The 23,594-nt window shown below is 69.6% G+C and carries 18 protein-coding genes and 2 pseudogenes; 11 read left to right on the forward strand and 9 right to left on the reverse strand.

Going from position 1 to position 23,594, the window contains the following annotated elements; translation table 11 throughout:
* Positions 1-17: 17 nt before the first annotated feature.
* The gene (locus tag ACFYT4_RS24885) at positions 18-1,253 is read right to left on the reverse strand and encodes an MFS transporter (RefSeq protein WP_389273066.1); all 1,236 of its coding nucleotides are present in this window, start codon (positions 1,251-1,253) and stop codon (positions 18-20) included.
* A gap of 239 nt (positions 1,254-1,492) precedes the next feature.
* Here ACFYT4_RS24885 and ACFYT4_RS24890 point away from each other — a divergent pair.
* Positions 1,493-1,756, forward strand: a pseudogene (locus tag ACFYT4_RS24890) (TetR/AcrR family transcriptional regulator); the annotation flags it as partial.
* Between the two features lie 657 nt (positions 1,757-2,413).
* Here the strand turns inward: ACFYT4_RS24890 and ACFYT4_RS24895 are convergent.
* Entirely contained in the window at positions 2,414-2,893 is a 480-nt protein-coding gene (locus tag ACFYT4_RS24895; protein WP_389273068.1) for a hypothetical protein, read from the reverse strand.
* Positions 2,894-3,362: 469 nt separating this feature from the next.
* On the opposite strand from ACFYT4_RS24895, the gene ACFYT4_RS24900 reads away from it, so the two are divergent.
* Both ACFYT4_RS24900 and ACFYT4_RS24905 read left to right on the forward strand, forming a co-directional pair.
* The gene (locus ACFYT4_RS24900) at positions 3,363-4,139 is read left to right on the forward strand and encodes a phytanoyl-CoA dioxygenase family protein (RefSeq protein ID WP_389273071.1); all 777 of its coding nucleotides are present in this window, start codon (positions 3,363-3,365) and stop codon (positions 4,137-4,139) included.
* The gene (locus ACFYT4_RS24905) at positions 4,136-4,663 is read left to right on the forward strand and encodes a DUF6309 family protein (RefSeq protein ID WP_389273074.1); all 528 of its coding nucleotides are present in this window, start codon (positions 4,136-4,138) and stop codon (positions 4,661-4,663) included. The genes ACFYT4_RS24900 and ACFYT4_RS24905 overlap by 4 nt, the downstream gene beginning before the upstream one ends.
* Positions 4,664-4,801: 138 nt before the next feature.
* Here ACFYT4_RS24905 and ACFYT4_RS24910 read toward each other — a convergent pair whose 3' ends face one another.
* Complete coding sequence (locus tag ACFYT4_RS24910; RefSeq protein ID WP_389273189.1) at positions 4,802-5,548, reverse strand: SDR family oxidoreductase; 747 nt, start codon at positions 5,546-5,548, stop codon at positions 4,802-4,804.
* 92 nt (positions 5,549-5,640) lie between these two features.
* On the opposite strand from ACFYT4_RS24910, the gene ACFYT4_RS24915 reads away from it, so the two are divergent.
* Complete coding sequence (locus ACFYT4_RS24915; protein ID WP_389273077.1) at positions 5,641-6,972, forward strand: aspartate aminotransferase family protein; 1,332 nt, start codon at positions 5,641-5,643, stop codon at positions 6,970-6,972.
* A gap of 169 nt (positions 6,973-7,141) precedes the next feature.
* Here ACFYT4_RS24915 and ACFYT4_RS24920 read toward each other — a convergent pair whose 3' ends face one another.
* Positions 7,142-8,347 (reverse strand): nitrous oxide reductase family maturation protein NosD, encoded by a 1,206-nt coding sequence (locus ACFYT4_RS24920; protein ID WP_389273080.1) that lies wholly within the window; start codon positions 8,345-8,347, stop codon positions 7,142-7,144.
* Between the two features lie 676 nt (positions 8,348-9,023).
* Between ACFYT4_RS24920 and ACFYT4_RS24925 the strand changes: the two genes are divergently transcribed.
* On the forward strand, positions 9,024-10,349 hold the full coding sequence (locus ACFYT4_RS24925) for a hypothetical protein (RefSeq protein ID WP_389273082.1): 1,326 nt from the start codon (positions 9,024-9,026) through the stop codon (positions 10,347-10,349).
* A 464-nt stretch (positions 10,350-10,813) separates the two neighbouring features.
* Here the strand turns inward: ACFYT4_RS24925 and ACFYT4_RS24930 are convergent, their stop codons facing one another.
* From ACFYT4_RS24930 to ACFYT4_RS24940, 3 genes are all read right to left on the reverse strand, one after another.
* Positions 10,814-11,095, reverse strand: coding sequence for an Atu4866 domain-containing protein (locus ACFYT4_RS24930; RefSeq protein WP_389273085.1), 282 nt, complete (start codon positions 11,093-11,095; stop codon positions 10,814-10,816).
* Between the two features lie 260 nt (positions 11,096-11,355).
* On the reverse strand, positions 11,356-12,132 hold the full coding sequence (locus ACFYT4_RS24935) for an SDR family oxidoreductase (RefSeq protein ID WP_389273088.1): 777 nt from the start codon (positions 12,130-12,132) through the stop codon (positions 11,356-11,358).
* A 153-nt stretch (positions 12,133-12,285) separates the two neighbouring features.
* Positions 12,286-13,125, reverse strand: a complete 840-nt coding sequence (locus ACFYT4_RS24940; RefSeq protein ID WP_389273091.1) for an SDR family NAD(P)-dependent oxidoreductase — start codon at positions 13,123-13,125, stop codon at positions 12,286-12,288.
* A gap of 701 nt (positions 13,126-13,826) precedes the next feature.
* On the opposite strand from ACFYT4_RS24940, the gene ACFYT4_RS24945 reads away from it, so the two are divergent.
* The 4 genes and pseudogenes from ACFYT4_RS24945 to ACFYT4_RS24960 all read left to right on the forward strand — a co-directional run bounded on the left by ACFYT4_RS24945 (position 13,827) and on the right by ACFYT4_RS24960 (position 16,170).
* A complete protein-coding gene (locus ACFYT4_RS24945) occupies positions 13,827-14,702 on the forward strand; it encodes a helix-turn-helix transcriptional regulator (RefSeq protein ID WP_389273094.1) in 876 nt (291 codons plus the stop codon).
* 29 nt (positions 14,703-14,731) lie between these two features.
* Positions 14,732-14,875: pseudogene (locus ACFYT4_RS24950) on the forward strand (transcriptional regulator); the annotation flags it as partial.
* Positions 14,841-15,293, forward strand: a complete 453-nt coding sequence (locus tag ACFYT4_RS24955; protein ID WP_389273097.1) for a hypothetical protein — start codon at positions 14,841-14,843, stop codon at positions 15,291-15,293. The pseudogene ACFYT4_RS24950 and the gene ACFYT4_RS24955, both read left to right, overlap by 35 nt.
* A gap of 37 nt (positions 15,294-15,330) precedes the next feature.
* Positions 15,331-16,170 carry a helix-turn-helix transcriptional regulator gene (locus ACFYT4_RS24960; protein WP_389273100.1) on the forward strand — a complete coding sequence of 280 codons (840 nt, stop codon included), beginning with the start codon at positions 15,331-15,333 and terminating at the stop codon, positions 16,168-16,170.
* Between the two features lie 559 nt (positions 16,171-16,729).
* Here ACFYT4_RS24960 and ACFYT4_RS24965 read toward each other — a convergent pair.
* Positions 16,730-17,332, reverse strand: coding sequence for an HAD domain-containing protein (locus ACFYT4_RS24965; RefSeq protein WP_389273103.1), 603 nt, complete (start codon positions 17,330-17,332; stop codon positions 16,730-16,732).
* 338 nt (positions 17,333-17,670) lie between these two features.
* Between ACFYT4_RS24965 and ACFYT4_RS24970 the strand changes: the two genes are divergently transcribed.
* Positions 17,671-18,048 carry a nuclear transport factor 2 family protein gene (locus tag ACFYT4_RS24970; RefSeq protein WP_389273106.1) on the forward strand — a complete coding sequence of 126 codons (378 nt, stop codon included), beginning with the start codon at positions 17,671-17,673 and terminating at the stop codon, positions 18,046-18,048.
* Positions 18,049-18,648: 600 nt separating this feature from the next.
* Here the strand turns inward: ACFYT4_RS24970 and ACFYT4_RS24975 are convergent.
* Positions 18,649-22,767, reverse strand: coding sequence for a hypothetical protein (locus tag ACFYT4_RS24975; protein WP_389273109.1), 4,119 nt, complete (start codon positions 22,765-22,767; stop codon positions 18,649-18,651).
* A gap of 397 nt (positions 22,768-23,164) precedes the next feature.
* Between ACFYT4_RS24975 and ACFYT4_RS24980 the strand changes: the two genes are divergently transcribed.
* On the forward strand, positions 23,165-23,455 hold the full coding sequence (locus ACFYT4_RS24980; RefSeq protein ID WP_389273112.1) for a hypothetical protein: 291 nt from the start codon (positions 23,165-23,167) through the stop codon (positions 23,453-23,455).
* Positions 23,456-23,594 lie beyond the last annotated feature (139 nt).

Genomic DNA, 23,594 nt, shown 5'->3' on the forward strand with positions numbered 1-23,594 from the left:
CACCGCGAGTTCGGTTCCTATTCCTCTGAATGCGGGCCGCGATCCTCTTCCACGAGGGCCGGAGGCTTGGCCGGGGTGCGGGGTGTGGAGCGGATTTCGGCGATCGCGCAGATGGCGGTGATCAAGAGGGTGATCGCGACACCGCCGAGAATCGCGGCCGAGGCGCTCGCCAGGTCCAGGGCCACGGCGGACAGGGACGCGGCGAGGCTGTAGCCCAGGCCTCCCACCGCGTACATGACGGAGTACGCGGCAGCGTGAGCGTGTTGGGGCAGGTGTTCCCGGAGGCTGAGGTTGCGGGTGACCATCACTCCGGACTGGAAGACGCCCGCGAGGAGAAGTCCGGAGGCGATGCCCGGGATCCCGGGGAGGACGGTGATCAGAAGGAGGCCCCCGGCGGTGACGACGAGGAACGCCAGACTCTGTGTCCGCAGGGATCCGGGCCAGGTCCGCAGGCCGTAGCAGAGCGCGCCGGCGGCGCTGGCCAGGGCGAATCCGGCGAGTAGTGGCCCCGACCACCCGACCGCGACCTGCCGTTCCTCAAGCAGCGCGGGCAGGACCAGTTCCGCGGTGGCCAGCATCGCCATGGAAGCCGCGCTGGTGAGGTAGACCGGCCAGCCGGAGACAAGGGTCCGTGTCATCGGCGCCGCGGCACGCCCGGCGGATGCGGGATCCCGGGGTTCAGGGAGCCGGAGGAGCAGGATCGAGGCGGTGGCCGCAAGCAGCGCGCCCAGCATCAGTGGGGCTCCGGCGTGGACCTGGAGAGCCAGGAGTACCACCAGAGCGGGCGCCGCCGCCCAGGTGATCTGAGTCAAGGTGGTCTCGGCGCTCAGCGCACGGGGCACCGAATCGTCCGTCACCAGCCGGGTGAGCATGGCTCGGATGCCGCCGGGGCAGGCGGCCGGTGCCGCGCCCGCGAGGAAGGCGAGGCCGATCAGTACGGGGGCGGGGGCAGTTCCCGCGAGCGGCAGGGCACAGAAGGCGAGCGCCCCTGCCATGAGCCCGACCGACAACTGTCGCCTCATCCGGCTGCGGCCCAGCCGGGTCCCGAGCAGGGGGGCGCCCACCACCTCCCCTGCCACGTACGCGGAGGCCAGGCCCGCGCCGAGGGTGTAGCCGGCCGGGCTCTCCCGGTTCAGAAACACCAGGGCCAGCGGTGCCATGGCCACCGGGGCCTTGCTGGCGAAGGCGACCAGACCCCACAGCAGGAGTTCACGAGTCAGCAGGTCCCTGTAGCGGGACGTGGCTACGGGCAACTGGATCAACCTTTCGCCTGGTAGGGAAGCGAACAGGTTCCGCGACGGCGCCTTCGGCTGTTGCCTACGGTTCGCGAAGGGGGCCCGGGGGAACCGGCTGGTCGTCCACCGATCATGGCGAAGACGGGAGGTGGCGTGAAGACCGGGGGCCGTGCGCGGGTGCCTGCCCGCGTCGACGCCGACGCACGCGCCAGCGTCACGAGCTTGCTCGTGACGAACGTGTTCGTCAGATTGGCTTCATGACGCCAATCCCTCCGGAATCCGCCCCGCGTGCCTCCTCCGTTCCCCGGAGCCGTTGTGAGCGGCCCGCGAAGGCCGCGCTCACGTACGACGGGATCGTCGCCACGGCCGTGCGGCTGATGCGGGCCGAAGGGCTCGGCCGGGTCACCCTGCGGCGGCTCGCGCGGGAGCTCGACACCGGACCCGCCTCGCTCTACGTGTACGTGCGGAACACCGCCGAACTGCACGCGGCCGTGCTGGACACGCTCCTCGGCGAGGTGGGTCCGCGTCGATTCCCTCTCCGAGCCGCACGCGGTGAACTACCGGGTCGGTGGCCTGCTGCCCCGTGCCCGTACGGGAATTCGTTGTTTGGCCTGCGAGTTCCACTTGTTCCGGAGGCCGTTCACCGGGCCCCGGAACGGGCCTCCTGGCCACCCAAGGGATGTGATTCCCCTGGGCCGTGCTGGTGAATTCCGTCATCTTCCGCATGAAGAGAGGGAATCCGCGGCCCTGCCGAATTTCGCTGGACCCAGAAAGGCGTTCGACTATTGAACGCCGAGGATCGGCAGAGCCCATTGCCTCGGCGCCGGACCGTGAATTGTGCCGCGCCGACTCCCGTGGCACATCCCGAAGGGAATCACCCCGGGGGCGCCGAGCCGCTCGCATCGGTGAATCCGGCGGACCGCCCGGACGATACCGCCAACGCCCCGGGAGGTCGGCGACCTGCGCATCCTCAATACGCTCAGTTCGTCCGGGCGGGTGTGCATGGCGCAGGAGTGGCCGCTTCTGCCGTCCGGGGAGGTCGGATTCTCCCGGAACCTCGGTTCCGGCAGGCCGACGGGGATCGCGCAGTTTCCGCGTCGCCCCATGAGCCCTGATTCCGTGCACCGTGAGCGTCACGCCGTGGCCCATACGCCGAGTGACGGCGCTGCCATCCCGTATCACCCGTCCGGATCCTTCCCGGTGCGGCGATCGGATGCGACGGCCGCGGCGCCGGCGCATACGGCGGCGGCCAGGGTGAAGCCCAGCACCGACGGGTTGATATAGCCGGGAACGGCGGTCGCATAGCTTCCGCCGTCATTCGTCTCGCACACGAAACGGATCGGCAGATACTCCACCCTGTAGTCGATGATCCCGTTGGCCATGGTCCGCTCCTGCCAGCCCGGCGTACGGCAGGACCGGATCGGCGCCGAGTCGGTCCCGCCGTCCTCCGCCTCAAGGACCGCCCCGACGACATGGAGAAGGCCCCATGCGTACAGGACGGCCGTGCCGGCGACCAGGAGGGCGGCAAGGCTCCGGAGCCAGACCACGCGGTCGGCGCGCCGGAGGCCGACCCGGCCGAGGGTGCCGAAGCCCTTGCCGGCGAAGCCGAAAGCCGTGATCAGTCCGGCCGGAACCACGAGCAGGAGCAGGTATTCCATCGGCCGAGTCCACCAGGGCAAGATCACGACAGCTGTGGCGGAGCCCACAGTTCCGGCAACGGGAGTGTCACAACAGACAATGCGGCGGGTCGTGCAGCGACCTCGTCCCGCGCTCCGTGCCCACCAGCCCGCCGTGCCGCCGCCGCGTCCGTCGCTCCGGGGTCACCGGCCTCGCGCTCCCCGTACCGCCGTCGGCCACCGCCTTGAGACTGCGCTGGAGCGGGCGGCATCACCCGCACGTACGGTTCCCACAGCTCATCCGGTACCGCGCGCTCGACGATGACCACGACCTCAGACCATCGAGCAGGCCACCAGGAGATGCCCTCTTCAGGCCATTGTCGGTGGACCAGGCGTGCGCCCTCGGCGCACGGGATAGAAACTGCCGGACACTCGACTGTGTGTTTGTCAGCATCTCGGTGAATACTGGGGGTTTCATCGCGTGATCGGCTTCACCGACCTTGAAGCGCAGGTGGAGAAATTCAATGAGAACGGCTACGTCATACTGCCCGGATTCCTGCCCTCCTCGCTGGTCCGGCGCCTCACGCCCGAAGTCGACCACTGGGTCGACACCGGCTTGAGGGAACGGTCCATCGACGCCTGCTCGTCCCCGGAGCACGCTCCGCCGTCCGTGGTGGAGTTACAGATGGAGGCACACGGAGAACTCGCCGCCCACACGCCGCTGCTGGAACTGCTCCGTGAGGACCGCCTGCTGGGACCGGCTTTTGTCTTCCACCATCTCCACAGTGACCGCCGCCCGCCCGGAGGCAGCGGCAAGAGCTGGCACCACGACTACGAACAGCGCCCACAGCGGGACCGCGAGCATCCCATGATTCACGCCCTGCACTACATCGGCGGGCTTCGGCCCGAGATGGGCTCGCTTGCCGTGCTGCCCGGATCGCACCGGCAAGTCGCCGAGAAGGACGCGTGGAGCCACCTCGGGACGGCCGAACAGCCGGGGGAAGCGCTCATCGACGAGCTGCCGCCGGGCTCCACCGTGCTGCTGCACTCCGCGCTCTTTCACACCCGGCGCGCCGCGCGGGGTCCGGTGAAGGACGGACGCGCTCGGTACATGATCGACGCGTCGTACTGCCGGACGGGCACGCTGTGGCCGCCGGTCAAGCCGTACTGGCGCATGGTGCTGTCCGTGGGCCGGGAGCGGGGACTGGGACAGGGGCGTTGGCCGGAGCTCTTCGCCGACCGTCATTTCAGTGAATACGTTCGCACGGCCAGGGGAGTGCCGGAATGAAGGTTCTGGAAGCGGTCACCTTCGACGCCCTCATGGGAATCTTCGGCCGTGACCACCCGTACGACCCGGATGACGAGGCCAACTCGAACGACGAAGCCGAAACCCACATCCGTAACGCCGAGCTGATCCTGGGCGGCCGGTGGCACCGGGTGCGGCTGGAGGGCACAGAGGTACTCGGCATCGTACTGCCCTGGCATTTGGGGGAGGACGGCGAAGTCGAGCTGATCCCGAAGACGGGCCTGACCGTGGCCGAGGCGGCGGCCAGGCTCACGGCGCTGGGCACGTCCTATGCCGTCACCAATCCGCGGTGCGGGCTCAAACTGGCGCGCCAGACCGGGGCCCCGCCCCGGCCGCTGTTCCTCAGCACCAGGGCGGTGCCCGGAGAGGACTACGACGCGCTGACGACCCGCGAGGGGCTGATCCATCTCGACGGGCTGCACCGGATGCTGGCCTGGCAGCAGGCCGGGCTGCTGGCCCCCGGCCGCTGGGTGACGGCGTACGTCGCGGGACTAGGGCGTTTCTGATGGGTCGGGCTGGGTCAGTGAGCGGGGTCTGGTGCTGTGGATCGCAAGGCGGAGGATGGGGGTACCTCCCGGGCCGCCAGGCCCAGGGGGAGTGCGGTGCCAGGGCACGCGAGCCCAGCAAGACCCATCAGAACCGCCCTATCCCCGGCCGATGTAGGGCATGGCGCTCGGCATGACCAGGACGGACTGGATGTTCACCCCCACCGGTAGCGCGGCCATCGCGCGGACCATGTCGACGACGTGCCGCATGTCCATGGTCGGCTCGGCCCGGAACGAGCCGTCGGCCTGGCGCACCGCAGGCTGCGGCCGGTCGTCCGGGGTGACATTGCCGATGTCGATCTGGCCGCAGGAGATGTCGTAGCGGCGGCCGTCGAGAGAGAGCGAGCGGGCCAGCCCGGCCACCGCGTGCTTGGCCGCGGTGAAGGCGATCGAGTCGGGCCGGGGCGCCTGGGCGGAAGGGGCACCGTTGTTGATGATCCGGCCGCCTCGTGGCGACTGCCGCTTCATCATCCGAAACGCCGCCCGCGAGCACAGGAAGGTCCCGGTGGCGATGGAATCCATGACACGATGCCAGTCCTCGGCACTCACCTCCTCGGTGGCGGTGTACGGCATGGTGTCGGCGGCGTTGTTGAACAGCAGGTCGAGCCGGCCGAACCGGTCCTGCACGGCGGCGAACAGGCCGTCGACGGCAACCGGGTCGGTGATGTCGGCGGGGACCGCCAGGGCACGGCCCCGGTCCCGATCGGGCGCGAGCCGGGCGGTCTCCTCCAGGCGAACCGCACGCCGACCGGTGAGTACGACCGTCCAGCCGTCGGCCAGCAGGCCCAGCGTGCAGGCCCGCCCGACACCACTCCCGGCCCCCGTGACAACAGCCGTCTTCACCATCACGTTGCACACACCTTCTCTCCGCGAGCCGCTTCTCGACGCATGGCTCTCGGAGCGTGTCCCCCGGCCTTCCCATCCAAACAGGAGCAGCAATGAATGGCGTCTTCCCGGCACTGGGCGGCACTGACAGCAGCCGGTCCTGGTTCGAGCGTGCCCAGGCTTCCCTCGCCGGCGGGATCAGCTCCTCCGCCCGGCTCACCTCCACCGGACCACACCCCTACCCGCTCTACATGCACAGCGGATCGGGCGCCCGGATCAGGGACGTCGACGGCAACGAGTACATCGACTATCTCCTTTCCTACGGGAGCGCCGTGTTGGGCCACGCCTCCCCGCTCCTCACCGAGGCGCTCACCCAGGTGCTGCACAACGGCACGATGTTCGGCACCTGCAACGTGCCGGAGGTCGAACTGGCCGAACTCATCTGCCAGATGGTGCCCTCCGCCGACCTGGTCCGGTTCGCCAACTCGGGCAGCGAAGCGGTACAGGGAGCGGTGCGTGCGGCGCGCGGTCACACCGGACGGTCCAGGATCCTCAAGTTCGAGGGGCACTACCACGGCTGGTCCGACACCCTGGCCATCTCCAACCGCCCCACCGCCGCCGAAGCCGGCCCCCGCACCACACCGCACGCGGTACCCCACTCACCCGGCATCCCGCCCGGCATCGTGGACGATGTGGTGGTCTGCCCGTGGAACGACCCCGCCGCGCTGCGGGCCGTCCTCGACGCCCACCACGACCTCGCCGCCGTCATCTGCGAGCCCATCGTGGCCAACAACGCCTGCACCATGCCCGACCCGGGCTTCCTGGAATTGCTGCGCCAGGAGTGCACCGCACGCGAGATCGTGCTGATCTTCGACGAGGTCTGCACCGGATTCCGAACGGGTCCCGGCGGAGCACAGGCCCTCTACGGCGTCCTGCCCGACCTCGCGGTGTTCTCCAAAGCACTGGGCGGAGGCCTCCCGATCGCCGCCTTCGCCGGCCGGCGCGAGGTGATGGAACCACTGGCGCGGGGACAGGTGAAACACGGTGGCACGTACAACGCGTCACCCCTGTGCGCCACGGCCGCTCTCACCACACTCCGCGCGCTGAACGACCCCGCCGTCGTCAAACGCATCGACGAGACCGGCCGCCGCATCATGGAAGCCACACGACGCGCGGCACACGACCGTGGCATACCCTGCGCGGTCCAGGGCGTCGGAGCCATGTTCCAGGTCGTGTTCACCCCGGACGGCGCACGCACCCGGCAGTACCGTGACCTGCTGTCGGCGGACCAGTCCCGCTATGACGCCTTCCGCCACGAACTGCTCAAACGCGGAGTCCACACCAACGCCTACGCCATGGCGTGCTGGTTCGTGCCCGCCACGGTGACGGAGGACGACCTCAACGCCACCTGCCAGGCCGTGGAGGAAGCCTTCAAAGCCCTGTAGACGCCCGCCGTACGAGCACCGTACGGGGGACGGGTGGGTGTGGTGCGCATGAGCACAGCAGTGAAGTGCCCCTGACCGGCCTTGGGCCGACGGGCGGCCGTTCGGTCGGTCAGGGGCTCATCACGCACGTATCGCCAGTCGGCTGTGTCCGACGGGCGTGGTCACCGGGTCAGGGGGTGCAGACGACACCCGTGCACTGTGCGGCCTGGGAGTTGTTGCTGGCCAGGTTGCCTCCGCCGTCGACGTTGCCGGGATCGGCGTAGACGCCCCAGCTGCCGTTGTTGCGGGTGGTGTTGCCCTGGATGGTGTGAATGGACTTCGAGACGGCGATGCCATCGCTCTGGTTGGCGTTGGCGGTGTTGCGAAGCAGCTGGTTTCCGGCCCCGGGCGCTGCGTCTCCGACGACGTAGATACCGTGTGAGCCGTTGCGGTTGGCCTGATTGAGTTCCAGACGGTTGTTGACCGATAGTTCCAGGCTGATTCCGTCCCCGGTGGTGTCGTTGGCGATGTTGGACTTGATCAGGTTGTTGTTGGAGGAGCTCAACTCGATGCCGCCGGTGTTTCCGCCGACGTCGTTGCCGGTGATGGTGCTGCCGTGGGACGACTGGAGGACGATTCCGCTGTCGCCGCTGCCCTGGAGCGTGTTGGACAGGATGCGGTTGCCGGTGGAATCGGAGACGGTCAGTCCGGCATCCGCGTTCTGTCCGGACGAGTTGCTCTGGACGAGGTTGTCGTTCGAGCCGAGCTGCAGAATGATCGCGGCGTCGCTGCTGCCGCTGACGGTGTTGGTCAGCAGGGTGTTGCCGCTGGAGCCTTCGAGGGTCAGGCCGGCGTCTCCGCTGCCGGTGATCTGATTGCCTTCGAGGCGGTTGTCGGCGGAGTTCTGAACGAAGACGCCCTCGCCCTGGTTGTTGCTGATCGTGTTGTCGGCGACCACGTTGTTGCTCGATCCGCCGATGATCGTGACACCTCTCTGGGCCTGACCGTCGATGAGGTTGTTGCGTACACGATTGTTGTTGTCGGCGTTGTCGAGTCCGATGCCGGAGATTTCGTTATTCTGGGTGGCGAGTTCCTCGACGATGTTGCCTGACGTGCCAGGGTTGAGCGCCACGCCGTAGTCGAACTCCTGCACACGGGCAGGAGTGCTGCTGCTGTTGGTGATGGTGACGTTGTCGAACCCGTCGTTTCGGATCCCGACGTCCAGTCCGACGCCGTCGACAGTGTGTCCGTTGAGGTCGATGGTGATGCCACTGCTGCCGACGACCAGACCGCCACCGGGGCAGTTGAGCAGGTCGGCGTCGAGAACGACGCTGGTCGTGACTGTCTGACCGCAGGAGAGGTGCGCGGCCTGTGCCGTCGGCGCGGTTACTAACACGCTGATGAGTGCGGTGGCCCCCACCGCTGCGAAACACCCTGAAGACAGCGTCCTGGAATGGCGGATCATGCCGAGACTCCTTCTGCCGTGGCGTTGCGGACCAGCCCCACGGGCCCGGTACCGGCCCTTGAGGGTGGCGACGAGGCGGACGGCCCCCTCCTGCACAGCGTCAAGCGAAAGCATGTCGAAGGCAATGAAACGGCAAATAATGTCCTAAAACGGATTAAACTTGACTGAATCGGTCATTCGCTGCGCGGCTGTCGTTGCCCGCTCGCCGAACTTCCTTTGTCGGTTGCGCCGTGGGCGGGAACACGGGTGGGGGCATCTCGTCTTCCGCCGCCGGTATCTGACCAAAGCCCACGTGACCTGCGCTTTCAAGGGCGCTGATGAGTTCCTTCGCGGATCGCCGAACAGCGCGGCCGCCAGTGAGGTGGCCATCGGGCAGTGAGGTGGCCATCGGGCGAAATGCGCCACCAGATGACCGGCCGCAAGCCGGTACTGCCGGTGCGCGGGGAGGAGGGCGCGGACGGTGCGCACAGGACGTCCTCCCCGAAGCCGTACTCTCCGGTTCCATCGGGCCCATCCTCCGAGCCCCTATCCGACGTGCTATAACGACCCTTCGATGATCTTGAGGAGGGTTCCGGATCGTGGACGCCTCCCTACCAGAGGGGCGCGGATGAGGCCTGTGAGGAAGGGCGTCGTCACTGTGGTGGCAGCCGGGATGCTGGCGGCCTGCGGCGGTGGCGGCGGCAGCACCGGGAGCGGAGCCACGCCGAGCGCCGAGAAGTCCCCGAATCCATCGGTGAAGGCACCCAAGCAGTTCACCACCTCAAGAGGCTGGCAGCAGACCGTCAGGTGGCCGGACGACGCTGCCACGGACGTGCCGGTGGGAGCCGCGCCCGAGGCGGGCATCGTCGCCTTCCTCCAGGAGAAGGGCGAGGACTATGTCGTCGAGGCGCGTGAGGCCGGCACCGGCGCGCTGCGCTGGAGCAGTCGGCCGTGGCAGCCTCCGGCCCTGGGCAAGGACGTGGCCGCAGGCCCGTCGAAACTCCCCCAGCTCCTCGTCGTGAACGACAACGGCCGCGAGTACGTCGCCGTGTGGGCGTACGCCCCGAGCTACACGAAAGCGGACACAGTCTCCCTGCTCCTCTACCCGGCGGACTCCTCCGGGAAGGAGATCTCTCCCGCCCGTACTGTCTCCCTACCGGTGAACGCCTACGAGAAGCCGACGGTCGCCGATGGCGGGAACGGGATCCTGGTCAGCTGGGAAGACGATGGAACACGCGTACGGCACGCTGCCGCGATCGACCTGTCGACGGGCCGCGTCACCACGTACGACAAGGTGCCACTGCCGTGCGGTGAAGAGCCCTGTTCCACGGGCTCGGTGACAGGGCTCTCCCCGGACGGTCCGGTCGTACAGCTCCCGAACTTCGGCGGCTTCGGTGTCCCAGACACCTGGCACGCCGGCGACGCCGTACCGCCAGGCACCAGGATAGAGACCAACAAGTACAACGCCGGCCAAGTGGGGAAAGTCCTCGGCGGGCACGTCCTGTCCACCTGGCTCCCCGAGAGCGGGCGGGGAGGCCTGTCGGTGACGGCCGCGCACAACCTGAAGTCCGGGAAGCTGGTGGCGTCCGTGTCGTGCGCGACGGAGTCGGACGGCGATTCCCCCAAGCCCGCTCTCTCGCCCGACGGTCGCTACGCCGTCTGGGACACCGTCGCCCTGGACTTCGAACAGGGCAAGGCGTACTGCTTCGACGGGGGCGACGAGGGGGAGTTCGTCCACCTGGTGTCGGTAGCCGACGGCATGGCATACGGCTACACGCAGTCGGCCGGAGAATCCGGAAGGGCGCCCGTCGCCGTCACGCTCGGCACCGGACGGGTCGAAGAGCTGTCCCCGGGCACCGAGATCCCGTCCCTGTTGCTGCCGGACACCGGAGGGTTCTCGCTGGAACTCGCGGACGGCGGCGCGCGGCAGTTCGTCTTCCACCCACGCCGCTGACCGCACCACGCGGACACGCCGCCCGCACGCACGGAGGGCGCGGCCAGGGCCCGGTCGCGCCCCCACCGCCGACAGCGACGAGGCACCACGGACCGCGTTCCGGTTCGTACGGCGCCGCAGGGGAGTCGCCATGTCAAAGGCGCGGAACAGGCCGTCGTCCCGCGTCGTCTGCGTGGGTGGCGCGAACAACTCACCGCGAGATGGCCGACCGCGTGCGCTGCCGCATCGAGCGGATGCCTCCGGGAACGGGCCCGAAGTGTACGAGTAGTTGCCGGCGGCGCCGCTGTGGTGCTGCTGGAGGCTGGTCCGGCTGCGCTCGCGGTCGGACCGACCATCCTTCATGCGGTGAGGAGTGTCATCGGGGTGTCTCTTCGGGTTGGGAGTGATGGGAGAGTCGCCGGCGGACGGGTGGGATGAACGCGCCGGGCCGGGTTGTCGTGTCCGGCGGTGGAGTGTGGACGGCTCTATGCCGTACGGGTGGGCTGTTCACCTTCGCGGTAGAGCACCAGGTGCTCGTGGTAGAGCACACCGTTGCGGACGTCGCCTGTGGCGGTGAAGCCGGTGTCGTCTGTGTAGTCGATGTGGTTGCCGGTGACGGTGTAGCGGCCCGTGTAGGCGCTCTTCCGGTTGCCGCGGGCCTCGTCGTAGCGTCCGGTCGCGAGCAGTTCCTGGCGGATGAAGCCGTCCGCGGTGACCCACATGCCGGTGTACGGGTGCGGGGCTTGGGGAGTGTTGTTCCTGGTCATGTCCCTACAGTCCGCCTTCCGGACCAGGGGATCCAGGCCGCGGTCCACCCATGGTGACGCGCTCCTGGGAATCACTCACCCACCTTGTCGTCGGCACCGGGACGAAGGCAGCAGGCATGGCCCCGGCTGCCCGCGGTTCGTCGTCGACCGCGGGCAGCCGGGGGGCCGCGGCAGGACCGGCACGCGGCGAAACGGACCAGTGATCCGAGCCTCCGGTGGGGCCGCTTGCCTCTGGGGAGGTGCAGCCCCACCCGGTGTGGTCAGATCGCCTGCGCGGTGGGCATGACGGTGATCTCGGTGAGGTTGACATGGCGAGGAACGGCGGCCATGAAAGCGACCGTCTCGGCGATGTCGTCGGACTGCAGGCAGTCGATGTCGTTGATGAGGCCGGCCATGAGAGCGCTGGCGTCCGTATCGGTGACGTGGCTGGGCAGTTCGGTGTCGACCATGCCGGGCTCGATGGCGGCGACGCGGACCATCTTGGGGCCGAGTTCGACACGGAGGAGCCGGGTGAGGTGGCTGATGTAGGCCTTGGTGCCGGAGTAGATCGAGAACTTCTCCAGGACGCGGGTGGCCGCGATGGAGGAGGTGTTGATCAGGTCGGCGGGCTTGCCCTGCGCGGCAGCGGCCGTCAGCTGCGGCAGGAAGGCGGCGATGACGTTCATGACACCGGTGACGTTGAGGTCGATCTGGCGCTGCCACTCGTCGACCTTGAGTTCCTCGATGCCCGAAATGAGCTGCACTCCGGCATTGTTGAACACGAGGTCCACGGTGCCCAGGTCCCCGGCAATCCGCTGGGCGGCTTCCAGGACGGCGGCGCGGTCCGTCACATCGACGGCATACGCCAGAGCCGTGCCACCGGCGCTTTCGATGTTCTTGACGACGTCGTCGAGCTTGTCCTTGCGGCGGGCCAGTACGGCGACCTCGGCGCCCAGGGCGGCGAGGCGTTCGGCGGTGGCGGCGCCCATGCCACTGGAGGCACCGGAGACGACTGCGACACGGCCGGCAAGCGGGGAGCCGGAGAGAAGAACAGACATGACGGATTCCTTCGAAGGTGAAGTGGAAGGGGAGAGGGGGGATCAGTGGAGACGGATCCGCGTCCGGCCGGTGGCCACCGAGGGAAGGGCCGACCCGGCCGGGCGGTCACAAGGCCCCTGTGGTCGGAGACTCGGGGTTCCCGGTGGGGCGAGTTACGCGGCGTCGTCGTGGGCGGTGGCCGCTGACTTCTCGCGCCAGGGAGCGAGGTCCTCCTGGACCTGGCGGAGCTTGACCTCAAGGCGGTCGAGGGTGTCGCGGCCCAGGTAGAGGTGGGTGGGAAGCCTGTCACCGGTGGCGACCTCGACGATGAGGGCGCCGGCCTTGACCGGGTCACCCAGCTGGGCGTGGTTGGCCTTGCCGATCCAGTCCAGTGTCACGTGGGCCGGGGTGTTGTCGTAGGCGGCGATACGCGTAGCGGCCACGGACAGGGAACTGGAGTCGAGGAAGTCGGTGCGGAACACACCCGGCTCGACGACCATCGACTGGATGCCGAACGGCGCCATTTCGGCCGACAGGGCCTCGCTGATTCCGGCCACGGCAAACTTCGACGCGGAGTACAGGCTCACTCCGGGCTCGCCTTCGAAGCCGGAGCGGGAGCCGATGTGGACGAGCTTGCCGGAGCCCTGCTCGCGCATGACGGGCAGTACTGCGCGGGTGACGTTGATCAGGCCGAACACGTTGAGGTCGAAGAGCGAGCGGGCCTCGGCTTCCGTAATCTCCTCAAGGGCGCCCATCAGACCCCGACCGGCGTTGTTCACCAGAACGTCGATGCCGCCGAAGCGGTCCACGGCAGCCTCGACGGCCTGCGGAATGCTGTTGTTGTCTGTCACATCCAGCGCGACTGCGAATACCTTGTCGGAATTCTTCAGATCGGCCGGCACCCGCTCCGGGTTCCGCACACCGACCACGACATCGTTGCCTTCCGCCAGCGCGGCGCGGGCGATCTCCGCACCGATACCTCGGGATGCTCCGGTGACGAACCAAGTAGCCATGATCAGGTCTCTTTTCTCTGCTTCTCGTTCACAGGCCCATCGGGGATTTCCTCCGACGCATTCAATCCTGCGAGGCATTGCGAGAGGCAGGAAGGCCGGGAGTTTCCTGGGAGAAATACCCCCAGGCTGCCGAGTCCCCTATCTCGGCGTCACCACACCCGCTACGGGATGGGCCACAGCGGATGCGGCACAGATGCGAGGAGGCCGCCGGTCGGCACGTGTGGCCGTCGCCGACCGGTGTGGACGGCCCGTTGTACGACCATGGCGGTGAGGAACCCGACTCCAGGTCCCGCCGGACAGGCCTGGACGGTGCCGAGAACGAGGCGGCCCATCAGATGAGGCACGTGTCGGGCGACCGCAGGCCGAGTGGTAGCGCTGAGATGAGACGGCGCAGGCCAAGAAGGCAGGAAGACCGCCGGACAGCGGGCGTCACAGAACCGCACCGGATTCATCATCCCGTCGACGGCATCCGGGGCGACCTCCCAAGAAAGCCAGGACACCCGGGGAAGGCAGCCGCAGTGCGCACGCTGCCACGGAGAAGGCGCAGGGGCCGAGGTCATAGCAAGAGGCCCGCCTTGCTTCGCGGCGCGTGCCATTCAGGGCGATCAAGCTACGGCTCTTCAGGGGGCCGTAGTTCCTGGGAGAAACGCACCCCCTTTTCGCCCCGCCACCGGGCACCGAGCCGCTCTAACCTCGACGGCATGGACACAGACAAGCACCCCGCGGCCGACAATGCGCTGGGGGGTTTCCTCCGTGCACGGCGCGCTCAGCTGCGCCCCGAGGACGCCGGGCTTCCCACGTCCGGCCGCCGCAGGGTGCCCGGTCTGCGCCGCGAGGAAGTCGCCGCTCTGGCCGGTGTGAGCACCGACTACTACATGCGCCTGGAACAGGGCCGCGAACGGCATCCCTCGCGGCAGGTGCTCGAAGCCGTGGCCAAGGCTTTGCTCCTTGACGACGACGCCGTGGCACACCTGTACCGCGTGGCCACTCCCACCAAGCGCCGCACACGTCGCGCGCCCCGCGTCGAACGGGCCGGCCCGCACCTGCGGCAGCTCCTGGACACCTGGAGCGATACGCCCGCCTTCGTTCTGGGCAGTGCCCTGGACATCCTGGCCCGCAACCGGCTCGCAGCCGCCCTGTTCACCGGCTTCGCATCCTGCGACAACCTGCTGCGCATGACGTTCCTGGACCCGGCCGCGCACCACTTCTACCGCGACTGGGACCGTGCCGCCGAATCATGTGTGGCCGCACTACGACGGGCTGTCGGTATCGATCCCGACGACCCGCGGCTGATCGAAATCGTCGGCGAACTGTCGGTGAAGAGCGTCGAGTTCCGTGTGCTGTGGGCCCGCCACGACGTACGGGGCAAGACCCGCGAGGCCAAGCTCCTCCACCACGCGGAGGTCGGCGACCTGGAGCTGCACTACGAGGCCTTCACCGTCAACAGCGACCCCAGCCAGCAAGTCATCATCTACCAGGCCGAGGCCGGCAGCCCCTCCGCCGACGCTCTGGCGTTGCTCGGCTCCCTGAGTGCGGTGCCGGCTCTCCATCGTGACCCGTTCGCCGGGCCGGACTGAGGACGGGACCGGGAGGCAAGGAGCGCAGGATGCCGGCATCACAGACCTGCCCCGCTTCCTGCCCCGCATTCGTCCGAAGCCGGCGCACCGACGTGGTGGCCTCCAACCCGTTCTCCCCCGTACGGATCACCGGCTTCGATGCCATGCCCGCGAGCGCGCGGAACCGGACCCGGTTCCTCTGCCTCAACCCCGCCGCTCCTCTCCTTCAACCCCGCCGCCTGCGGGTCGTACGCGGATGGGGAGACCGTCGCCGCGGACACGGCCGCCCTGCTGCGTAGGGGCGCCGGGCGCCACCCCGACTCGCAACCGGGCGAATTGGTCGCGAACTCGCCGTGCGCGGCGAGCACTTCCGCGAATACGGGGCCGAGCACAGATCCCTGTGGGGACCGAGGGGGGACCAAGAGCTACCACCATCCCGTCGTCGGGGCGCTCACCGTCACCCATCAAGCTCGCCCTGCCCGTCGACAGCCGGACTCCGTTCGTCCACAGCACCGGGCCCGGGGTGTCCCGGGACCCGACTCGGGCGTCGCTCCAGACACGTCCCTCCTGGCGAAAGCAACCGCACACCAGGGCACATCGCGATCGCGTTAGCCGGGTGCATCCGAAACGGGAAGGCTAGCCTGGGGACATGAGTGACAGTACCCCCTTGGGAGAGTTCCTCAGAGCACGGCGCGAAGCCCTCAAACCGCAGGACGTGGGCCTGCCCGAGCACGGCCGGCGGCGGGTGCCAGGGCTGCGCCGTGAGGAAGTCGCGATGCTCGCCGGTGTGAGCTCCGACTACTACATGCGCTTGGAACAGGGGCGCGAGTCCAGCCCTTCGTCCCAAGTCGTCGATGCCATCGCGGACGCCCTCCACCTTGATGACGAAGCCCTCGACCATCTGCGCAGACTCATCCGGGCATCTCAGGAACGCCGTACACTCCCTGTCGGCTGCGACCAGGTCAACCCCCAGCTGCTGCAGCTGCTCGACAGCTGGCCCGACACCCCCGCCTTCGTGGTGGGCCCGGCACTGGACATCCTGGCGCACAACGCCCTTGCGGCCGCACTGCACAGCGGCTTTCAGCGGTTCGACAACCTGGCTCGCATGGTCTTCGTCGACCCGGCGGGCCGCGACTTCTACCAGGACTGGGAAAAGGCTGCCCAGTCGTGCGTCGCCGAACTCCGCGCCGCCTACGGATACGACCCGAAATCGCCACGGATCACCGACGTCGTGGAAAGCCTTTCCGCGAAGAGTCCGGATTTCTCCGAGCTGTGGGCCCGGCACACTGTGAAGGGCAAGACCCGGCAGACGAAGAACCTCAAACATGCTCAGGTCGGCGACCTGCAGATCCAGTTCTCCGCGTTCACGGTCAATGAAGCCCCTCATCAGCAGCTGGTCGTCTATCAGGCTGAACCCGCCGGCTCCACCGCGGTCGCATTCGCCGAACTCCGCTCCCGGATCGACAACCGCCAGGGCGCGCACGAATAGCGCGAAGCGGAGTGGATCCCCGAATCGACTCACCACCCGTGATGCGCGGCCTGCCCGTCGGCACGTCGTGCAGTCGCACGACGACTGCTCGTCGTGCCGCTACCCGCGGCCCGACACCGCGGGCAGCTGCACGTCCCATATCCCCGTCGTCCTGGGTACCGAGGGACGGCGATGAAAAGCTACCGCGTTCGCCAACCCTCGCCACGGCGCGGATGAACGAGCCAGTCGAGGCGGCCGATGGGAAGCAGCTGAACAAGACGATCGCCCGCTATGACCCCGTCGAGCCGTTCTGTATCGACGAACTCGGCTACAGGGAAGTCGACCGCCACGGGATGGAACTTTCGTTCCAATTCCTTACCCGAGCGCGAGGGGAAGTGCAAGGTGGCTATCCCCTCCGACGAGTCCTTCGGCGGCTGGACCAAGGCCCTCACGGCCCCCGCCGCTGCGCGGCCATCGTCGACCGGCTCGCCTTCAACGGCACCATCATGGAGAGTGGCACCGACTCCTATCCGCTCGCCAGCCCCGCGTCCGAGCCGGGGAACCAGCCAGGGCCGGCTGATCACTCCAGCTTCCCGCTCGACGTCCCGCGGCCCTCTGGGCGGCGTGCCGCCACCATGCTCCGCTGCCCGAGCTCCTCCGGCCTGAACGGCAGTCGCAGCCACAGGCCGAGAGCCGCATAGTCGCCATCGGTGAGACCAAGACGGGCATCGACTCGGTGGAGCAGGGCATGTCCCGGGTGGTGGGTGGCGACCCAGGTCCGATCAGTGTCAGTGACCTCGTCATCGACCCAGATGAACGACCGCCCCGCCGCCCATTCGACGAGGGCACGGGTCTTCCAGTGCAGCCCTTCGCGTTCGTCTTGCTCGTCGATATCAGACGGCTCTGGCCAGACCACCACGGCCACCCGCGGAAGACCGATCAACGGAGCGATGCACTCGTTCGCGTCGTCCATCCAAGTAGTGGCCCAGACCACCTCGCACGGAAGCGCGGCCAGCCTGGGCCCGTGCTCAGGGTTGATCCTGGTCAGGAGCGGGTTCGCATCGGCTTCACACAGATCGAGACCTGTCGCATAGGTCGGGTACTGCTGCGGCTCCGCCCCGAACGGGATGAGCGGTCCGTCAACGTCGAGGAACAGCAGCGGAAGCCGCACAGAGCCAGTCACAGCAGTACAGGGTAGCGACGAGCACCACCATCGGTCGCCTGGATGAGGAGGGCTGGCGACCGCCCCCGATGTCCGTGACCTCTCTTCGCGTCCGGGGCTGGAGCAAGGGGGCGCCACAGCGGACCGGACCGCCTCGACCGGTGGTGGTTCGCGCTGGTCGCCGTTACCGAACCCGCGAGGCCAGCCGACTCGCATGCGGACGCCATCAGGGCGGCGTCGGCGCCATCGCCGCCAACCGTACCGACCTCGCCTTACCGGGACAGGTCGGTGAGAATTCCGCCGCCAGAGGATCCTTCTGTTCCCGCCGCCGGGGCTCAGGTACTGGTATGACTGGTTGCATGCAGGAGGAGACCAGTGCGCAGGCCGCGATCGACACGTTCCTTTCCGCGTTCAACGCCTCGGACGACACATATGTGACTGCTCTGCTTTCCCAGGCCCTCACGCCGGATGTGACCTTCTGGGGTCCGCTCGGACGCGGTGAGGGAGTGGAAGCGGTCGAGCGCTTCGTGCTGGACATCAGACGGCATCCGGCCGGTGCCGGGACGATGGCCCGCTGTTCACCGGTGGACGTACCGGGCGAGTGGGCGCGCTATCAGTGGAGTTTCACGACACCGAACGGGGGCCCGTGCCTGGTGGGAACGGACGTTGTACATCTTCGCCGGGACCGTATCGATAAGATCATCGTCTTCGCTGGTGACACCGCCGCATCTTCCTGACGAACCGCGTCGGCGTCCCGGATCGGGCCGGTAACGGGACGGCGCGCCGCGGGCCCGTATGACCAGCGCCGTCCGGTAGCCACACCGGTACCGGAGACGGCAGAGACCACGACAGGGCGCCGAACCGCCTCCCTGCCGAAATCCGGCGTCCAGCAGACCGGTTGCCCGGGAGGCTCGGGCCAGGAACACCACCGTGGAGTCCGGTTCAGGGCCGCATGCCGCTTGTCGCGACGACGGACGTCGGCTCAGCGTGCGCCAGCCCGCCCGCCGCCCCCGGACCAAGATCACCTAGACCGCAGACGTTCACCGGCCGCCCGCCGGCGGATCGCCGGCACCGACGGGAAGGCGCCCGCACTTCGACCCGTACGAACGGGCCTGGGGCGCCGACCCCGTCCTCCAGCACCTGATCCGCGCCGCCCGCACCGCGCCCGCCCGGTACGCCGCCGACCGGGAGCAGACACCACGGCGGCCGACCGGGGCGGTCGGCGGCATCAGCAGCCCGGCTCCGACCAAGGGCCCCCGCACCAGGAGTGCGCGCGTGAGGGCCGGCCACACCGCGCCATCTGCCGTCTGAGCGTGACCTCATCGCGATAGGGGTTCTCAGCCGTGCTGAGCTCGTGGCCGTGTCTGTTCGGCCCAGGCTCGGATGAACCGTTCGTGGACGGGGAGTGGGACCGCTGCGGGGGCGTCTGCAGGGGTGGCCGGTGCGGGGCGGGGGGTCTTCGCGGCGGTCAGTTCCCTGCGGATGGCGCGGTGGTGGTCGAGGGTCCAGGTGTTCCAGCGGCGGACGGCGCGGTCGGCGGGGTGGTCGAGGGCGTGCATCTGGAGGTGGAGGGCGGCCGCGTCGCGGCCGACACCGAGGGCCGCTGCGGCCTCGTCCACCAGGTCCGGGACGCTGAACAGCGGGTTGGTCTCGTACTGGCCCGGCGGGACCGGGGTCGCGGTGGACCGGTCCGCCAGTCGGCGCAGGCCGGCGAGGAGACCGGCGGGAGCGTTCGTGAGCTGGTCGATCACGGCGCGGGCGCCGATCGCGGCCGGATCGCCGACCGGGCGTTCGGTGAGCGCCCAGGCGACGGCCGTTGCGGCCGCCTGCACCGCTTCGGTGTCCACCAGGGGCTCCGGGGCGCTGCCGGTGAGCAGGGCCGTCGCCCAGGTCCCGGGCAGGCCGTGGTCAGCGGCGAGCGCGGCGGCGTGACTGCCGTCGTCGGTGTAGGGGCTGGTGCCAAGCAGCCCGGCCCAGGCGGCGGCCATCCGGTCCGCGGCGGCGGTCATGCCACCCGGCCCCCACAGCTCGGCCGGTTCGGCAGGCACGGCGGCCGCAAGCAGGGTGCGCCGCCCGTCGGCGCCGAGTTGCCACTGGAAGTTCTCGTACGCCCGGGCAGTGGCCCGGTCCGCCTTGTACGGCTTGGCACGGAGCAGCTTGCGGTGCTTGTTGTAGTCGGGGTCCTCGGGGAACCCGTCGAGGGCCAGGGCGGCGATCGGGCGCGGCACCCCGGTGCGCCAGCGGAACAGGTCCACGGCCTCTTCGGGCACCGGCAGCGGTCCGTGTTCGGCGAGTAGGGCCAGGAGGCGGGGAATCCGGGTGGTGTCGTCTCCTGCGATGGTGTGGGTTGTGCATTCCTCGGCGTCTGCGGGTGCCGGGTCGGCGGCGCGCTGGAGGAAGGGGGCAAGGCCGTTGTGGACCGGACCGGAGGCCACCGTGATGCCGGCCGCGCGGAGTTCGGCGATCTGCGGTTCGCGGGCGCGGCCGGTCCGCCAGGCGCTGCCGGCCTCGGCGAACGGCTGCCCGCTCCACACATCGAGCAGGGCGGTGAGGGCTTGCCGCTGCTCCTCGGAGGTGGCGGAGACGGCGGCCCGCCAGGCTACGGCGTCGATCCTGCCGGTCAGCGCCGCCCACTCGGGCGGGGCGGCCGGCAGGGCGAGTACCCGGACCTCGTCGTCGATCTCGTCGCGCAGATGCCGGCCGTCGGCTGCGACCGCGGTGAGAAGGGCGGGGTGCGGCTGCTCCTCGTAGCCGGGCTGGTGGGGCAGCAGGCCGAGCAAGGCGGGGGTGAGGCGGGTGTCGGGTGCCGGGTCGGGCAAGTCGACGACCGGCCCGGACCGCATGACGGCGACCCGGCGGGACACTTCCCGGCGGCGGCGCAGAACGTCGCCGGCGAGCCGGACCGCGCGGGCGACGCCCGCCCGGATCCGGGGGTCGGTCACGCCGGGCAGGAGGCGGGGTGCGTCCTCGACGCTCTCGGCGCCGGGTTGCAGCAGCCCGTGCACGGCGGTGTCGGTGACGGCCCGCAGCGCTTCGGAGGAGGTCTCGTCGCGGGGGGCGAGGAAGTGCCAGTAGGCGGGCGGTGGCATCGGTCCCGCCTGCTCGCCGAGGGTGGTGCGGTTCGGGTACTGCACACGGCTGCCGGGGAAGCCGTGGACCTGCCAGAGCAGCGAGTCGTCCTCGGCGGCGTGACAGCGAATGGTGGTCTCGTCGGCCAGGACGGCGCCCTCCCCGCCGAGCGGCAGGGCGAGAATGCCCCAGGGGCGGCTGCCCCAGAGGCTGCTGCGGTGGGTGGCGGTGCGGCCGTCGATGGATTCCAGTACGAATTCGCGGGGCGACGGCCCGGAGTACGGGGTGCGGTAGTGGACCCGGCACCCGGTGAGCCGCCCGTCCTGGCCGAGCGGGGAAGGCGGGGCGCCGGGCGGCAGTGGGGCGAGGATTCGATGGTCGGTGAAGGGCGCGGTGCCGGGCGGGGTTTCGGCGGGGCGGTGGAAGGCGGGCAGGGTGCGGTCGTCGGTGGGGGCACCTGTGTCCGGGGCGAGACGCGCCCAGCCCCTGTGGTCTTCGCGCCCGAACACCTCGGAGCTCCAGACGGCGCGGCCGTCGCTCATCAGGTAGTCCCGGTGGCCGATGCCCTCGCGGCCTCCGGCGCGCAGGATGCGTTCGCCGTCGAACCGACCGCCGCCGTCGGAGGTTTCGAACTGGTAGCCGAGGCCGCCCTGGATGCTGCCGTCGTAGGGGCGCAGTCCGTACGATTCCTCCGGTTCGAAGGTTTCTCCGGGCCGGTTGGACCAGTAGGCACTTCGGTGCCCGTTGTCTTCGTGCTCCTTCTCCCAGGAGACGAGGAACCGGTCGCCGATCCAGTGCACGGTGTGCGAGTGGGAGTTCTCGGGCAGTTTCAGGGTGTGCTCGCCGCGCCGGTCGGCGTGGTCGACGGCGATGGCGCGCGTGTCCCCGTACACGGTGAGCACCGGCCAGGTGCAGGTGACGTGGACGGTCTCGCCGGACGGGAACTCGGCAAGGGCCCGATCCAGGGCGGGCCAGCCCAGTTCCTCAGGCAGCCCGGCGCGCAGGGCACGGGCCAGCGGGCCGGTGAGGTCGAGGGCGTCGAGAGCTTCTTCGATGCCGTCCAGGGCGATGGCGGTGGGCCGGTCGAGAAGGTCACGCAGCTCGTCGACGGCTTCGTCGGCAGCGGCGAGGCCGCCGCCGCGCAGAGCCTCCAGCAGCTTCTCGATCCGGGCGTGCACCTCGGCGGCAATGCCCGGGTTCCGCGGGAGCCGGCTGATGGCGGTGCCGCCGCGGGGGCGGAGCCCGGCGTGCACCGTGCCCTCCAGCCGCGGCCCGAACACCGGGTCGGCGGCGAGCGCTGTGAGGTCGCGCTGCGAGTGCTCGCCCCAGAACGCCAGCGGGATGGCGGGGCCGGGGTCCTCGACGGGTATGCCTTCGGCGAGGCAGAGGTCGAGCAGGTCGGCGTCCAGATGCGGCCATTGGTAGCGGTCCTCGTGCAGCCGGACGGGCGAGCCCACCCGCAACAGCGGTGCGAACCGGCTCACCAGGTCGAGGAGCTCGGCCGGCATGGGCTGGCGGGTCACGCCACCGCCGGCGACGGTGCGGTGCGAGTAGCCGGCCGCGTAGCGGCGCAGCCATTCCGCGAGGCCCCCCTCGGGGGCGATCCGGCCGGCTGCGGCGGCATCAGCGGCGCCGCAGCCGATGAGCAGCCGCAGCCAGGTGGCCGCGTCGTTCTTCGACTGGGGGAACAGGTCGAGGAGGGCAGTGGCCTCGTCGTCGGCAGGCGGGTGCGCGGTGAGCGGCCCGGCGGCCGCCTCGAACAGCCGGTCGGGTACGGCCTTGCCGCGGGCCGAGGCCAGCAGCCCGCCCAGCACCCGAGCCTCCTCCTCCACGCCGAGGCCGACGGCGCGGGCCGAGTCACGGATCCGACGGGCCAGGTCCGCGGGGAGCGCTCCGGGCGATGCTGCCCAGATGGCCAGTACACGGACGAACTCGCGGTGTGCGTCGACCGGTTGGAGAAAGCCGGCCAGCCAGGCGGAGTGGCCGCTGAGCTCGGTGGCGGGCAGGGCGCCGAACCGGGCGAACAGCAGCAGGTTCGCCTGCCGCCATGCGCGGTCGACGTGCAGCTGGTGCCTACGCTCAGCGGCGCGGGCCTGGCCGTAGGCGCGGGCGGCGGAGGGGCGGTGCGTCTCCAGCAGCCAGTGTCCGATGGTGTCCCAGAACCAGGGCAGATGGGGGGTCGGCAGACTTCGTGCCAGGCGCTCCATGCCATCCACGAATGCTCCGGGCTTGTCCCAGGCCCGCCGCCGTCTCCTGTCGGCGTCGTCGAGCACGGCGCGGGCGGTGGACCCGGCCTCCGGAGTCTGGGTGCGCGCCCAGTCGGCATAGACCTCGGAGATACGGTGGTTGGCAGGGAGCGGGACGGGGGTGCCGGTGCTGCTGGTCATGCTCCCGATCTTGCCAGGCGGCACTGACACTGACGCTCGTAAGCCCCAATGCTCACCCGCTCCTTGGGCAGCAGGACTTCCCCTCTCAGTTCCCGGACCGGGCCGCCCCAGGCCGTTGTCGGACCGACCTGCCGGAGCACCGCCCAGCCCCGGCAGGCCCAGGTCAGCCCTCGGACCGGCAGGGCAAGCCGCCCACGGAGCAGGTCCGCTCAACCGGCCTACGGCTGCCCGGTCTCCGGGGTACAGGACGTCCGCGTACACCCGCGCCCGCACCCCGGGATCACCGGGAGCGCGCGGCCCCGGGTCCCCACGCGCCGGCCCGGCCACAGCGCCGGCGGGTGCTGCCGTTGAAAACCGCCGGTCGTGCGGACCAGCGCGCCGCTGAGCCGGAAAACCGGTGACCGGGGCCGAGACATACCTCGACATCACCAACAAGAAGGCGCGCCGCCGACCGGACGCGAAGGGCTCCCTCGTCCTTCCTCGCACCTGGGCCATCGAACGCTCATGGTCGTGGAGCATGAAGGGCAGACTCCTCTGCCGGAACCAAGAACGCCTCCCCGGGATGAACGAATTGTTGATCACCTGGGCAGCCATCACCACCGTGATGACGAGGCGTCCGGCCCGCCGCACGGCCCGTCCTGCCGAGCGGCGCGGTATCACCACGGAATACCCGGCGCGGGTGGCCTGACCCGTCAGCCCCGGATCAAGCGGACATCTCCCCGCTACGCGGCGGCCCTCCCCGTCGGGCGGGCTGCATGTGTCTCACGTAGTGACTTGCAGAAGCGCTTCACCAAGGACGACACGGTCGTCAGCGACCCCCCGGCCTC

The organism is Streptomyces sp. NPDC004609 (assembly GCF_042873655.1).
In the GTDB taxonomy this organism is placed as follows: domain Bacteria; phylum Actinomycetota; class Actinomycetes; order Streptomycetales; family Streptomycetaceae; genus Streptomyces.

What these genes read in the sequence shown, in the direction of transcription:
- ACFYT4_RS24895 (WP_389273068.1), bottom strand. Translation starts at nt 2,893, where the DNA reads ATGGAATACCTGCTCCTGCTCGTGGTTCCGGCCGGACTGATCACGGCT.
- ACFYT4_RS24955 (WP_389273097.1), top strand. Translation starts at nt 14,841, where the DNA reads ATGCCATGCCCGCGAGCGCGCGGAACCGGACCCGGTTCCTCTGCCTCA.
- ACFYT4_RS24975 (WP_389273109.1), bottom strand. Translation starts at nt 22,767, where the DNA reads ATGACCAGCAGCACCGGCACCCCCGTCCCGCTCCCTGCCAACCACCGT.
- ACFYT4_RS24935 (WP_389273088.1), bottom strand. Translation starts at nt 12,132, where the DNA reads ATGTCTGTTCTTCTCTCCGGCTCCCCGCTTGCCGGCCGTGTCGCAGTC.
- ACFYT4_RS24960 (WP_389273100.1), top strand. Translation starts at nt 15,331, where the DNA reads ATGAGTGACAGTACCCCCTTGGGAGAGTTCCTCAGAGCACGGCGCGAA.
- ACFYT4_RS24970 (WP_389273106.1), top strand. Translation starts at nt 17,671, where the DNA reads ATGCAGGAGGAGACCAGTGCGCAGGCCGCGATCGACACGTTCCTTTCC.
- ACFYT4_RS24930 (WP_389273085.1), bottom strand. Translation starts at nt 11,095, where the DNA reads ATGACCAGGAACAACACTCCCCAAGCCCCGCACCCGTACACCGGCATG.
- ACFYT4_RS24905 (WP_389273074.1), top strand. Translation starts at nt 4,136, where the DNA reads ATGAAGGTTCTGGAAGCGGTCACCTTCGACGCCCTCATGGGAATCTTC.
- ACFYT4_RS24925 (WP_389273082.1), top strand. Translation starts at nt 9,024, where the DNA reads ATGAGGCCTGTGAGGAAGGGCGTCGTCACTGTGGTGGCAGCCGGGATG.
- ACFYT4_RS24910 (WP_389273189.1), bottom strand. Translation starts at nt 5,548, where the DNA reads ATGGTGAAGACGGCTGTTGTCACGGGGGCCGGGAGTGGTGTCGGGCGG.
- ACFYT4_RS24915 (WP_389273077.1), top strand. Translation starts at nt 5,641, where the DNA reads ATGAATGGCGTCTTCCCGGCACTGGGCGGCACTGACAGCAGCCGGTCC.
- ACFYT4_RS24945 (WP_389273094.1), top strand. Translation starts at nt 13,827, where the DNA reads ATGGACACAGACAAGCACCCCGCGGCCGACAATGCGCTGGGGGGTTTC.
- ACFYT4_RS24940 (WP_389273091.1), bottom strand. Translation starts at nt 13,125, where the DNA reads ATGGCTACTTGGTTCGTCACCGGAGCATCCCGAGGTATCGGTGCGGAG.